Source organism: Streptomyces sp. enrichment culture (assembly GCF_964273255.1).
Taxonomy (GTDB): Bacteria; Actinomycetota; Actinomycetes; order Streptomycetales; family Streptomycetaceae; genus Streptomyces.
Map to the genome: position 1 here is coordinate 196,959 of NZ_OZ186835.1, position 12,254 is coordinate 209,212.

10 protein-coding genes are annotated in these 12,254 nt (G+C 76.0%); 3 read left to right on the forward strand and 7 right to left on the reverse strand.

The genetic code is table 11. From position 1 onward, the window contains the following. Together ACSU53_RS00890 and ACSU53_RS00895 are read right to left on the reverse strand one after the other, a co-directional pair. A complete protein-coding gene (locus tag ACSU53_RS00890) occupies window positions 1-978 on the reverse strand; it encodes an ABC transporter substrate-binding protein (RefSeq protein ID WP_437024249.1) in 978 nt (325 codons plus the stop codon). After that, the gene (locus ACSU53_RS00895; RefSeq protein WP_437024251.1) at window positions 975-1,826 is read right to left on the reverse strand and encodes an ABC transporter ATP-binding protein; all 852 of its coding nucleotides are present in this window, start codon (window positions 1,824-1,826) and stop codon (window positions 975-977) included. The genes ACSU53_RS00890 and ACSU53_RS00895 overlap by 4 nt, the downstream gene beginning before the upstream one ends. Window positions 1,827-2,073: 247 nt before the next feature. Between ACSU53_RS00895 and ACSU53_RS00900 the strand changes: the two genes are divergently transcribed. Next, entirely contained in the window at window positions 2,074-2,568 is a 495-nt protein-coding gene (locus ACSU53_RS00900; protein ID WP_437024253.1) for a DUF5949 family protein, read from the forward strand. A 130-nt stretch (window positions 2,569-2,698) separates the two neighbouring features. On the opposite strand, the gene ACSU53_RS00905 is transcribed toward ACSU53_RS00900, so the two are convergent. Continuing rightward, the gene (locus ACSU53_RS00905) at window positions 2,699-2,890 is read right to left on the reverse strand and encodes a hypothetical protein (RefSeq protein WP_437032957.1); all 192 of its coding nucleotides are present in this window, start codon (window positions 2,888-2,890) and stop codon (window positions 2,699-2,701) included. A 264-nt stretch (window positions 2,891-3,154) separates the two neighbouring features. Here ACSU53_RS00905 and ACSU53_RS00910 point away from each other — a divergent pair, with 264 nt between their 5' ends. Beyond that, window positions 3,155-3,631: a carboxymuconolactone decarboxylase family protein gene (locus ACSU53_RS00910; protein WP_437024255.1), complete on the forward strand. Its 477-nt coding sequence runs from the start codon at window positions 3,155-3,157 to the stop codon at window positions 3,629-3,631. Between the two features lie 97 nt (window positions 3,632-3,728). Here ACSU53_RS00910 and msrA read toward each other — a convergent pair whose 3' ends face one another. Beyond that, entirely contained in the window at window positions 3,729-4,241 is a 513-nt protein-coding gene (msrA, locus tag ACSU53_RS00915) for a peptide-methionine (S)-S-oxide reductase MsrA (protein ID WP_437024257.1), read from the reverse strand. Window positions 4,242-4,571: 330 nt separating this feature from the next. Here msrA and ACSU53_RS00920 point away from each other — a divergent pair, with 330 nt between their 5' ends. After that, on the forward strand, window positions 4,572-7,253 hold the full coding sequence (locus tag ACSU53_RS00920; protein WP_437024259.1) for a SpoIIE family protein phosphatase: 2,682 nt from the start codon (window positions 4,572-4,574) through the stop codon (window positions 7,251-7,253). 33 nt (window positions 7,254-7,286) lie between these two features. On the opposite strand, the gene ACSU53_RS00925 is transcribed toward ACSU53_RS00920, so the two are convergent. The 3 genes from ACSU53_RS00925 to ACSU53_RS00935 all read right to left on the reverse strand — a co-directional run bounded on the left by ACSU53_RS00925 (window position 7,287) and on the right by ACSU53_RS00935 (window position 12,000). Continuing rightward, window positions 7,287-7,739: an ATP-binding protein gene (locus ACSU53_RS00925; RefSeq protein ID WP_437024261.1), complete on the reverse strand. Its 453-nt coding sequence runs from the start codon at window positions 7,737-7,739 to the stop codon at window positions 7,287-7,289. A 146-nt stretch (window positions 7,740-7,885) separates the two neighbouring features. Beyond that, complete coding sequence (locus tag ACSU53_RS00930) at window positions 7,886-10,147, reverse strand: S9 family peptidase (protein ID WP_437032959.1); 2,262 nt, start codon at window positions 10,145-10,147, stop codon at window positions 7,886-7,888. Window positions 10,148-10,215: 68 nt separating this feature from the next. Then, complete coding sequence (locus ACSU53_RS00935; RefSeq protein ID WP_437024263.1) at window positions 10,216-12,000, reverse strand: N-acetylglutaminylglutamine amidotransferase; 1,785 nt, start codon at window positions 11,998-12,000, stop codon at window positions 10,216-10,218. Between the last annotated feature and the right edge of the window lie 254 nt (window positions 12,001-12,254).

Below are 12,254 nucleotides of genomic sequence, written 5' to 3' on the forward strand. Positions count from 1 at the left end.
CTACTTCGTCAGGGCCGCGACGAGGGCGTCGACGTAGGCCTGCATCGAGCCGGGGCCACCGAACATCCAGATGCCGTCGGGCAGGCGGTGGACGTCACCGGACTTCACGAACGGCAGCGACTTCCACACGGAGTTCTTGGCGAGCTGCTTGCCGAAGGGGTCGCTGTTGGGGTCCTTGTCACTGCCGATGTAGGCGAACTGGACCTCACCGAGGCCGGTCAGGCCCTCGACGTCGGTGGCGGCCAGGCCGTAGGCCTCGTCGCCCTTCTGCTTCCAGGCGTTCCTCAGGCCGAGCCGCTCGTTGACCTCGCCGATGAGGGACGTGCCGGTGTACGGGCGGACGGAGACCTGGTTGGAGGTCACGTAGCCGTCGGCGAACGCGATGCCCTCGCCGTCGAGACCGGCGTCGGCGAGGGTCTTCCTGCCCTCGTCCAGCGTGGCCTCGAAGTCCTTCCTGAGCGCGGCCGCCCTGTCGGTGGTGCCGGTGGCCTCGGCGATGAGGTCCACGTTCTCGAGCATCTGGTCGATCTGGCCGGCGCCGTCGGCGGACTTCACCGCCAGGACCGGGGCGACCTCGCGGAGCTGCTTCACGGCGGCCGGCGGGAGGTCGCTGGTGGCGACGATGAGGTCCGGCTTCAGCGAGGCGATGGTGTCCATGCTGGGCTCGCCCCGGGTACCGATGTCCTTCGGCTCGTTGGTGAGCGGGACGGCGGTGTCCCAGGCCCGGTAGCCCTTGACGTCGGCCACGCCGACGGGGTCGACGCCGAGCGAGACGAGGCTCTCGACGACGTTCCACTCGGTGCCCACGACCTTCTCGGCGGGGCCGTCGAGTTCCACCTTCGCGCCGGAGGCGTCGGTGAGGGTGATGGCGTCGGAGGACTTTCCGGAGTCCTTCGCGGCCGGCTCGGTGGTGCCGCAGGCGGCCAGCAGGAGGGCCGCGGCGGTGACGGCGGGCAGCGTGCGCAGGAGGCGGTTCATGAGGGGGTGGTGAGCCTTTCTCGGGTGTGGTGGCGGCCTATCGCGCGGGTGCGCAGCCTGCCGGTCATGGGGTCGGTGGCGACCTCGATCCGGATGCCGTAGACGTCGGTCAGCCGGTCCGGGGTCAGGACCTCCTCGGGGAGGCCCTCGCAGACGACCCGCCCCCCGGCGAGCAGCACGATCCGGTCCGCCACCGCGGCCGCCTGGTCGAGGTCGTGCAGCACGACACCGACGGCGATGCCGTGGTCGTCCGCCAGGTCGCGGACGAGGTCGAGGAGTTCGACCTGGTACCGCAGGTCGAGGTAGGTGGTGGGTTCGTCGAGGAGGAGGACGCCGGTCTCCTGCGCGAGGCAGCCGGCCAGCCAGACCCGCTGGAGCTGCCCGCCGGAGAGGTGTTCGGCGCCCCGCTCGGCCAGTTCGGCGACCCCCGTCATGGCGAGGGCGCGATCCACGGCCTCCCGGCCGCCGGGGTCGGTCCCGCCCCACCGGCCGCGGTAGGGGTAGCGGCCGAACTCGACCACGTCGCGCACGGTGAGCCCGCTGGGCGTGGGGCGTCCCTGGAGCAACAGGGCGACGTGCCGGGAGAACTGACGGGGGCCGAGCGCCAGGGCGTCGGTGGTGGAGTCGAGGGTGAGCGTGGCGCTGCGGGGCCGCTGCAGCCGGGCGACGGTGCGCAACAGGGTCGACTTGCCGCTGCCGTTGGGGCCGACGAGGACGGTCACCTCGCCGGGCCGCAGGGCCAGCGCGGCGTCGTGCACGACGTCCACACCGTCGTAGGCCACCGTCACGCCCTCGGCGGTCAGTTCATGGCCACGCGGGCCCGGGGACACCTCTTCACCAGGTTTCACGGAGCAAGGTTAGCCTACCCTTAGTCGGCGTTATGCACCGGTGACCTGCGGGGTCGGCGGGGACACCCGGACCGACGCTTCCGCTGGGGTCCCGGGGGCCTCGGACCCGCTCCGGCACGGGCGCCGAGCCCCCGGAGGGCACGGCCCACGGGTCGCTTCCCTCGTACGTGTGGGAACCGCACGGCGGATCGTCCATCCGGGTGACGGGGACCCGGGCCCGGCGCCCCCGCGTCGGTACGGTGCCGCGGTGACCTCCACCTCAACCGAAACTCAGCCGTGGCGCGCCGCCGACCTGGGCTCCCTGGTCGTGATGGCCTGGCGCCGGGAGACCCCCGACGGCGACATCCCCTTCCTGCTCGCCTGCTCGCTCGGTGACGGGGCGAACGGCCCCGAGGCGGGCGCCGACGCCGTGCGGCAGCTGCTGCGGGCGGCCGGACTCTCCGTGGGCGGCGGCCTCGTCGACGCCAGCGGACAGTCGGGCGAGTCGGCCGGCGTCCTGGTGGTGCCGGGTGCCGCCTCCCTGACCATGCCGGGCCTCAACGCACAGTTCGTCCCGCCGCCGAAGTGGGTGGCCGCGGCCGACGAACGCCGCTATGTGTACCTGCTGTTCGCCACCCGTCCGTGGCCGCAAGGAGTGGAGCCGGGCGATCTCACGACGCTGGACGCGTTCACCTCCGACGAGGAGACCCTGACCTCGGCCGCGCACGTGCTGCTGCCGGTGCGGAGTCTGCGCACCGGCTGAACCCGCCCTGTGGGCAGGGCCGGTGAGGGAACGTCAGCTCCTGGACACCCGGCCCCGGGCCCTGACGCGCCGCCCGCCGGGCCCTCCCGTGCCGCCGCCCGCCGGACGGCGGGCGGCCGGCGGCGGGCGGTCAGAACAGCCGGCCCTGTTGACCGGGGGCCGGCGGGCGCGGCGCACGGCGCGGGCCGGGGCGCTGCTCCGGCGCCTCCCGGCCGAACAGCGGGGCCGTGCCGTACTCGTCGGGCTCGGCCGGCACCACGACGGGGCCGGTGCCGACGTTCAGGCACAGCGGGGCCTCCCGGTCGAAGTCGCCCGGCGTCATGGCCGTCCAGTCGCACTCCCGGGGCCCGTCCGCCGATGCTCCGCTCCCCCGCCGGCCCATGCCGTCCCGCCCTTCCTCCCGGACGTCCCCGTCCCTCTCCCCCGGCTCCCCGGGCTCCCCCGGCACGTCCCGCACGTCCCGCTCCCGGAGCCGGACCACGCTCCCGTCGGCCTGGTGACGCACGCCACATCCTCTCCCTGTCACACGGCACCGAGCCGCTCCGTCAGTGGTGTGTACCCCATGACGAACGACCCAGGAGAGATCATGACGGATGCCCGTGTCGACTTCTTCGGCAACGCCCTCGCGGCCAAGGTACTCAAGCACATCAACGCGGCCGGCGGGGTGCTGTCCCGGTCGGGGCTGCCGACGGCCACCCAGGAGCTGGTGAAGATCCGGGCCAGCCAGATCAACGGCTGCGGATTCTGCACCGACATGCACACCAAGGACGCGGTCGCCGCCGGGGAGACGCACCAGCGGCTCCACCTGGTGGCCGCCTGGCGGGAGGCCACCGTCTTCACCGAGGCCGAGCGCGCGGCCCTGGAACTCACCGAGGAGGCCACCCGGATCGCCGACGCGGCCGGGGGCGTGACGGACGCGACGTGGGCGAGGGTGGCCGAGCACTACGACGAGGACCAGCTGGTCGCGCTGATGTCCCTCATCGCGGTCATCAACGCCTACAACCGCATCAACGTCATCAACCGGCAGCCCGCGGGCGGCTACACGCCGGGCCAGTTCGGCTGACCGTCCCGGGACCCGGCCCCCGGGACGGGGACCGCAACGGCACAGGGGCGCGCCCGCGACGGGCGTGCCCCTGTGGTGGGTGCGGTGTGACGGCGGCTCAGGACGCCGCGCGCTTCGGCAGGCGCCAGCCGGGCCGCACGAAGTGGCAGGTGTAGCCGTCCGGGTAGCGCTGCAGGTAGTCCTGGTGCTCGGGCTCTGCCTCCCAGAAGGGGCCCGCCGGCGCGACCTCGGTGACCACCTTGCCCGGCCACAGCCCGGACGCGTCGACGTCGGCGATCGTGTCCTCGGCGATGCGCTTCTGCTCGTCGTCGAAGTAGAAGATGGCCGAGCGGTAGCTGGTCCCGATGTCGTTGCCCTGCCGGTTCCTGGTGGACGGGTCGTGGATCTGGAAGAAGTACTCCAGGATCGTGCGGTAGTCCGTCACGGCGGGGTCGTAGGTGATCTCGATCGACTCGGCGTGCGTCCCGTGGTCGCGGTAGGTGGCGTTCGGCACGTCGCCGCCGCTGTAGCCCACGCGCGTGCTCAGGACCCCCGGGAACGTGCGGATCAGTTCCTGCATGCCCCAGAAGCAGCCGCCCGCGAGCAGCGCCTTCTCCTCGGTCCTCGTCATTCGTTGTGCCCTTCTCCCGCGTCGGCGGCGGCTCCGCCGGGCGCGGGCCCGGCGGACAGCCGTTTCGTTCAGCGATGACAACCGCTTCCGGCAGCCGATTGTTCCGGGTGCCCCCGGCCACGTGGCCGGCGGGCCCGGCCCGCCCCGCGCGCGGGCGCGCCTCACGCCTGCCACCGGGGGCGCCTTCCCCCGGTGCGACGGGTGCCGCCGGGCGCGGCCGGGCGGTGGGACCCCGGTGCGTGCGGAGGTCCGTCGGCCGGGCGGGCGTCCCGGCCTGGGCCGGGCGCCCCTCGCTCGCGGCCTCCCCGTGGGCGGTGTTAGAACGGACTCATGGCCGGTTTCCTCGGCCGCCTCCGACCGGTGGTGACCGCCCGCAGCGTGGCCCGTCAGGTCTTCGCCCTGCACCTCGCCATCGTCCTCGTCCTCGTCCTCGCCGCCGCCGCGGCCCTGGTGCTGCAGGCGCGGGCGGACGCCGAACGGGAGGCGGAGAACCGGGCGCTCGCCGTCGCGTGGGCGTTCGCCCGGGCGCCCGGCCTCGAGGAGGCCCTGGCCGCCCCGGACCCCAGTGCCGTGCTGCAGCCGCGTGCGGAGAGCGCGCGGCGGGCGGCGCGGGTCGACTTCATCGTGGTGATGACCCCGGAGGGCGTCCGGCACACCCACCCGGACCCCGCGCTGATCGGCCTGCGCCACCGCGGCACCGTCGCCCCGGCCGCGGCGGGGGGCACGGTGCGGGAGACCGTCAACGGCAGCCTGGGCCCGTCGACCCGGGCCGTGGTGCCCGTCGTCTCGGGCGGCGACGGGACCGTGGTGGGACTGGTGTCCGCGGGCATCACCCTGGAGGGGGTCGCCGACACCGCCGACGGTCACCTCCCGCTGCTGCTCGGCGCCACCGCGGCCGCCCTGGCCCTGTCCCTGCTGGGGGCGGCCCTGGTCGGCCGGCGCCTGCGGCGGCAGACCCGCGGGCTGGAACCGGCCGAGATGACCCGGATGTACGAACACCACCACGCCGTCCTGCACGCCCTGCGGGAGGGGGTGCTGATCGTGGCGGCCGACGGACGGCTGACGCTGGTCAACGACGAGGCCCGCCGCCTGCTGGACCTGCCGCCCGACGCGGAGGGGCACACGCCCGGCGCCCTCGGCGTCGGCGGGGACCTGGCCCGGCTGCTCACCGAGGGCCGCACCGTGACCGACGAGGTGCACGTGGCCAACGGCAGGCTGCTGGCCGTGAGCCAGCGTCCCGCCGCCCGCGCCGGCGGCCCGGGCGGGACCGTCGCCACCCTGCGCGACACCACCGAGCTGCGGGCCCTGTCCGGGCGGGCCGCGACCGCCCGGGAGCACCTCAGGCTGCTGTACGACGCCGGGGTGCGGATCGGCAGCCGCCTGGACGTGCCGCACACGGCTCGGGAACTGGCGGACTTCGCCGTGCCCCGGTTCGCCGACGCCGTCGCCGTCGACCTGCCGGAGGCGGTGCTGCGGGGCGAGGAGCCGCCGGAGGAGGAGCTGCCCGCGCTGCGCCGCGTCGCGGCCGGGGGCGCGGCGGACGGTACCCCGTTCCCGGCGGCCGGCGAGCTGATCGCGTTCTCCCCCACCACCCCGCAGGGCCTCGCCTACCGCTCCGGCGACTGCTTCCTGCGGCGCGACACGGCGGGATACTCCGGGCGGCTCGTCCCCGGGCCGCCGCCGCCCGCGCCCGGGGACGCCGCCACGGGGGCGCACTCCATGCTCGTGGTGCCGCTGCGGGCCCGGGGCGCCGTCCTGGGCGTGGTGACGTTCTGGCGCTCCCGCTCCCCGGAGCCGTTCGGGTACGAGGACGAGGCGCTCGCCGAGGAGCTGGTGGCGCGGGCCGCGGTCAGCATCGACAACGCCCGGCGGTACACCCGCGAGCACGCCCTGGCGGCCGGTCTCCGGCGCAGCCTGCTGCCCCGGGCGCTGCCCGCGCAGAACGCCGTCGACGTCGCCCACCGCCACCTGCCCGCCCCGGCGGGACGCAGCGGGGCCGGCGGGGACTGGTACGACGTCGTCCCGCTGCCGGGCGCCCGGGTCGCGCTGGTGGCGGGCCACGTGGTGGGCCACGGGCTGCACGCCGCGGCCACCCTGGGCCGGCTGCGCACGGCGGTGCACACCTTCGCGGCCCTGGACCTGCCGCCCGAGGAACTGCTGTGGCGGCTGGACGAACTCGTCGCCCGGATCGACCGGCACGAGGCCGGCACCGGGGAGTCCGCGCCGGTCACGGGGGCGACCTGTCTGTACGTGGTCCACGACCCCTGGTCGGGCGGGTGCGTCCTGGCCCGTGCCGGACACCCGCGGCCGGTGCTGATCGCCCCGGACGGGCGGGCCGACGTCGTCGACGTGCCCGCCGGGCCGCCGCTGGGGCGCGGCGGCCTGCCCGCCGGGACGGCGTCGCTGCCGCTGCCGCCGGGCAGCACCCTGGTGCTGCCCGGCGAGGGCCTGCTGGGCGGCGACGACCGCGACGCCGGCGAGCGGCTGACGCTGCTGCGGCAGGCGGCGGGGCGCGCGGGGGCCGGGGCGGGGGCCGAGGCCGTGTGCGAGGCGGTGTGGGAGGCGCTGCTCCCCGGGCGTTCCCGCGACGACGTGGCCCTGCTGGTGGCCCGGACACGCGCCGCGGACCGCCGTCACGTGGCCTGCTGGGACGTCCCGCACGAGCCCGCCGCGGTGAGCGGCGCGCGGGCGGCGGTGCTGCGGACGCTGGCGGACTGGGGGCTGTCGGCACAGGCGTCCGCCACGGAGCTGATCGTCGGTGAGCTGCTGGCCAACGCCGTCCGGCACGCCGCGCCTCCGGTGCGGGTGCGTCTGATCCGCGACCGGGTGCTGATCTGCGAGGTCTGCGACGGCAGCAGCACCTTCCCTCATCTGCGCCGGGCGTCGGGCACGGACGAGGGCGGGCGCGGCCTGTTCCTGGTGGCCCGGGTCGCGGACCGCTGGGGCTCGCGCTGCGTGCCGGGGGGCAAGGTCGTCTGGACCGAGCAGTCGCTGCCGCCGGGCCGGGGCTGACGGCGGGCCGGGGCGGGCGTCCGGCGCGCGGTGTCACCGGTCGCCGGGCGCGTCCACCAGGGAGATGCGGGCGGTGACCCGCTTGCCGGCGGCCTCCGGGCGCACTTCGAGGGCGTCGGCGAGGGCCATGACGATCTCCAGGCCGTGCTGGCCCACCCGACCGGGGTCCGCGGCCCGGGCCACCGGGAGCACCGGGTTGCCGTCCCGCACGCCGACCTCCAGGGCGTCGCCCGAGATGCACAGGTCCAGCCGCACGGGGCCGGGCGCGTACTTGCGCGCGTTGGTCACCAGTTCGCTGACCACCAACTGGGTGACCTCCACGGCACGGGCCGACACGGCCAGGCCGTCCGCCGTCTCGGCGGCCCGGGTCAGGAAGGCGGCGGCGAGCCCGCGGGCTCTGGCTATCCACGCGCCGTCGCCCTCCAGGGCATACGTGGCCCGCGCCCCCGTCACCGCATCCCCTTCGTCGACTGGAACTGGTTCCATCCGGTCCGCCCTCACTCACCGATCACACCGCGCGACTACCCGCGCCACTCCCCCGCACGCCCCCGGCCCCGCACACGGCCGCGCCGGCCGGTGCGCGACACCAGCAAAGTGTGACAGGTGCCGGTGACAGCGTTCCGTCCGCCGCCTCACGTGGCGAGGTGGCGTTCCATCCAGTCGGCCGCCGTACGGCGGAACAGCCGGCGGTTGTCGGCCCGGCGGAAGTCGTGGCCCTCGTCGCGCAGCAGGAGCAGTCCCGCCTCCACGCCGCGTTCCCGGGCGGCCCGGACGAACTGCTCGGACTCGCCCGGCGGCACGTTGGTGTCGTGCTCGCCGTGCACGGCGAGAAAGGGTACCCGCAGGGCGTCGGCACGGTTCATCGGGGACAGGTCGCGCAGCAGTTCGCCGTCGCGCTCCGGGTGGCCGTACTTGTGGGCGGCGGACTGGGCGATCCAGGGCTCCGTCCCGGCGAAGAAGGTCCTCAGGTCGGACATGCCGCACACGGCGATCCCGGTGCGGAACAGCTCCGGGTGCCAGACCAGGGAGGCCATCACCAGGTAGCCGCCGTAGGAGCGGCCCATGACGGCCAGCCGCCCGGGGTCGGCGAGGCCCTCGACGACGGCGTGGGCCGCGCAGTCGGCGACGTCGTCGATGGCGCGGAACCGGCCGGCGCCGAGGTCGGCGTCCACGAAGGTGCGGCCGTGGCCGGAGGAGCCGCGGACGTCGGGGGCGAAGACGTCGATGCCCCGGCCGAGGAGTTCCAGGTAGAGCGGGTGGAGGACGGGCCGTTCCTGCTCCTCGGGGCCGCCGTGCAGATGCACGACGCAGGGCGCGGGCTCGCCGGCGGGCCGGCTCGGGGCGCGGTAGTACCAGCCGCCGAGGGTGAGGCCGTCGCGGGCCACCGGGCTCATCGGCAGGGGGCGCACGGGCGTGCGGCCGGACGGGGCGGCGTCCTCGTCGCGGGAGGACCAGGGCGTGCGCAGCGGCAGGCCCTGGGGCAGCCACCACACGCCGGGGTGGCGCACGGAGCCGGAGAGGGCGACGACGGGTGCGTCGGGGTCGGCGGTCGGTTCGATGCGGGTGACGACCTCGTGGGGCAGTGCCAGCCGCCGGCGCGGGCCCGCCGCGGCGGGCCACCGGAACCCGGCGTCCGGGCCGGGGGCGGGCGGCCCGTCCGGGGCGGGCTCGGCCCGGGCGGGCTCGGTGGGGTCCGGGTCGGTGGGGTCCGGGTCGGTGGGGTCCGGCTCGTCCGGTGCGGGCCCGGCCGCGGCCGGCTCGGCCGCGGTCAGCTCGGCCGTCTCCAGCTCGCTCACCCCGCGCACGTTCCAGGCCAGCAGCGCGCGCCGCCCCTCTCGGCCCAGGGCGAACAGCTCCAGGCCGCAGTCGGGGCGCTCGGCGACGACCGTGGTCCCGAGGAGTTCCCCCTCGGCGGTGAGGCGGGCGGCGACGAGGGCCGCGAACTCGCGGCCGCCGTCGCTGCGCAGCCAGACCGTGCCGGCCCCGGGGGAGAACCCGCCGATCCACGGGTCGCCGTCGGCGACCGGCAGGACGCAGGTGACCGTCCGGTCGCGGGTGCGGACCACGAGGGCCTCGCGGCGGCCGCGCGGCCCGCGGTGGACGAGGGCGAGCCGGCCGTCGCGGCTGACGTCGCAGACCCGCAGGGTCGGGGCCCCGCGTTCGCTGGTGACCAGGGCCGGCGCGGCGACGCCCTCGGGGTCGACGAGGTAGGCCGAGAGGGTGCGCGGTTCCGGCTCCTGCACCGAGGCGCGGTCGTCCGGCCGGCCGTGCGCGTCCACCGGCCGCGCCCAGGCGGCGTCGAGGCGGACCGCGCGGCCGTCGCGACCGGCCCAGTGCGGGTCGTCGGGCGGCTGCGGCTCCTCGAAGACGTCGGGGTCGGTATGGGCGGCCCGCGCGTCCCCGGGCCGGGCGGGGTCGGTGACGGTGACCGCGACGGCCGACCCGTCGTGCAGCCAGCGGCCCAGATGCGCGGAGGTGCCGGGGCCGCCGCCCGCCAGCAGCCGCCGTCCGCTGCCGTCGGGGCGTACGCAGAGCACGCGGGTCAGTTCGCCGCCGCCGGGCGCCGTGGTGTAGGCGATCCAGCGGCCGTCCGGGGACCAGGCCACCTCGGTGACGGGGTGCGGGTCGGCGTCCAGCAGGCGCACCTCGGTCCCGTCCACCGCTCCCGTCCACAGCTGCGGCACCCCGGCCCGGTCGCAGACGAAGGCCAGCCGGCGCCCGGAGGGGTCGGCGGAGGGGTACCAGCAGCCATGGACGGCGGGGGGCGGCAGGTCGTGGACGGACGAGGTGTCGGCGAGCGGCCGGGGCCGCGGCGCGTGGTCGGCGGCGTCCGGGGGCACGGCGCCGGGCGGTCCCGGCGGGCGGGCCCGCAGGGCGGCTCCGCCGCCGTGCACGGCGAATCCGGCGGTCGCCGGGCCCGTCTCCCGGCCGTCGCCGGCCGTCCGTCCGGTCGCCGCGCCGGTCAGCGGATCCCGTGCGTCTGGAGCCACAGTTCGAGCAGGGCCGTCTGCCACAGGGCGTTCGCTCCTCGCCTGGTGCGGTGTGCGTTCGGTGCGGTGAGCAGTGCGTCGACGTACTCCGGCCGGTAGATGCCGCGGGCGCGGGCCTCGGGCGCGGTGAGGGCCTCGCGGACGCGCTGCAGCACCGGACCGGCCATGTGCTTGATCGCCGGGACCGGGAAGTAGCCCTTGGGCCGGTCCACGACCCGGGCGGGCAGGACCTTGCGCCCGGCGGCCTTGAGGACGCCCTTGCCGCCGTCGGCGAGCTTGAGCTCGGGCGGGCAGGCGGCGGCCAGTTCGACGAGTTCGTGGTCGAGGAACGGCACCCGCGCCTCCAGGCCCCAGTCCATGGTCATGTTGTCGACCCGCTTGACGGGGTCGTCGACCATCATGACGTGGGTGTCGAGGCGGAGGTCGGCGTCGAGTGCGGTCTCGGCACCGGGCCGCGCCATGTGCGCGCGGATGAACGCGGCGGAGGTGTCGTGTCCGGGGAGCAGGCCGGGCGCGAGGACGCCGGCCAGGTCGGCGTGCGAGCGGTCGGAGTAGGTGTCGATGTACGCCTGCGCGGCCTGCGGGCGCGGTACTCCGGCCATCGCCGGGTACCAGTGGTAGCCGGCGAAGACCTCGTCGGCGCCCTGGCCGCTCTGGACCACCTTGATCTCCTTGGCGACCTGTTCGGACAGCAGGTGGAAGGCCACCACGTCGTGGCTCATCATCGGTTCGCTCATCGCGCGCACGGCCCCGTCGAGGGCTCCGGCCACCCGGTCGGAGGGCACCATCAGCTGGTGGTGGCGGGTGTCGAAGTGGCGTGCCACGAGGTCGGAGTAGGCGAACTCGTCGCCCTCCTCGTCGCCCTCGGACTCGAAGCCCACGCTGAAGGTGGCCAGGTCGTGCTGTCCCGCCTCGGCGAGCAGGGCGACGATGAGGCTGGAGTCCAGTCCGCCGGAGAGCAGCACGCCCACCGGCACGTCGGCGACGGTCCGGCGGCGCACCGCGGTGCGCAGCGCCTCCAGCATCGCGTCGGTCCAGTCCTCGGCGCTGCGTCCGGCGTCCTCGGCCCGGCGGGTGTAGTCGGGCTGCCAGTAGCACCGGTCGTGCTCGGTGCCGTCGGGTTCGACGACGCGGACGGTGGCGGGGGGCAGCTTGCGCACGCCGTTGAGCACGGTCCGCGGTGCCGCCACGGTGGCGTGCCAGCTGAGGTACTGGTGCAGGGCGACCGGGTCGAGGGAGGTGTCGACCCCGCCGCCCGCGAGCAGGGCGGGCAGCGAGGAGGCGAAGCGGAGGCGTTCGGCGGTGGCCGAGAGGTACAGCGGCTTGATGCCGAGCCGGTCGCGGGCCAGCACCAGCCGGCCGGTGTCCAGTTCGACGAGCGCGAAGGCGAACATCCCGTGGAACCGGCTGACGCAGTCGGTGCCCCACTCCCGGTACGCCTTGAGGACGACCTCGGTGTCGGACCCGGAGAAGAAGCGGTGCCCGAGGGCGTGCAGTTCGTCGCGCAGCTCGCGGTAGTTGTAGACGCAGCCGTTGAAGACCCCGGCGAGCCGGGCTCCCGGGTCGGTCATCGGCTGGGCGCCGCTGTCGGAGAGGTCGATGATCTTCAGGCGGCGGTGGCCGAGGGCCACGGGGCCCTGGCACCACAGGCCGCGTCCGTCGGGGCCGCGCGGGGCGAGGCGGTCGGTCATGCGCTCCACCGCCGCGAGGTCGGGCCGCCCGCCGTCCAGGCGCAGTTCACCGCTCAGGCCGCACATCAGCGGGCCCTCCTTCCGCCGGGGGCCGTCCGGGCGGGCGGCTGCGTGCCCACGGGCGACGGCGGTACGGGAGCGGGTGCGCGCCCGGCGCGGGCGGACGGGGAGGGGTCGTCCGCCGGGGACGCCGGTGCGGAAGACCGTGACGACGCCGACGGCGGCGACGACGGAGACGACGGTGACGACGCGGACAACGGTGACGACGCGGACGGGGTCGTGCGGGTGCGGGGCATGGGAGCTGCCACTCTCCTCGGTCG

Bases quoted from the DNA above. Each gene is read 5' to 3' on its own strand.
- ACSU53_RS00890 (WP_437024249.1), bottom strand. From the start codon at position 978: ATGAACCGCCTCCTGCGCACGCTGCCCGCCGTCACCGCCGCGGCCCTC.
- ACSU53_RS00905 (WP_437032957.1), bottom strand. From the start codon at position 2,890: ATGACGCCGGGCGACTTCGACCGGGAGGCCCCGCTGTGCCTGAACGTC.
- ACSU53_RS00910 (WP_437024255.1), top strand. From the start codon at position 3,155: ATGACGGATGCCCGTGTCGACTTCTTCGGCAACGCCCTCGCGGCCAAG.
- msrA (WP_437024257.1), bottom strand. From the start codon at position 4,241: ATGACGAGGACCGAGGAGAAGGCGCTGCTCGCGGGCGGCTGCTTCTGG.
- ACSU53_RS00920 (WP_437024259.1), top strand. From the start codon at position 4,572: ATGGCCGGTTTCCTCGGCCGCCTCCGACCGGTGGTGACCGCCCGCAGC.
- ACSU53_RS00925 (WP_437024261.1), bottom strand. From the start codon at position 7,739: ATGGAACCAGTTCCAGTCGACGAAGGGGATGCGGTGACGGGGGCGCGG.
- ACSU53_RS00935 (WP_437024263.1), bottom strand. From the start codon at position 12,000: ATGTGCGGCCTGAGCGGTGAACTGCGCCTGGACGGCGGGCGGCCCGAC.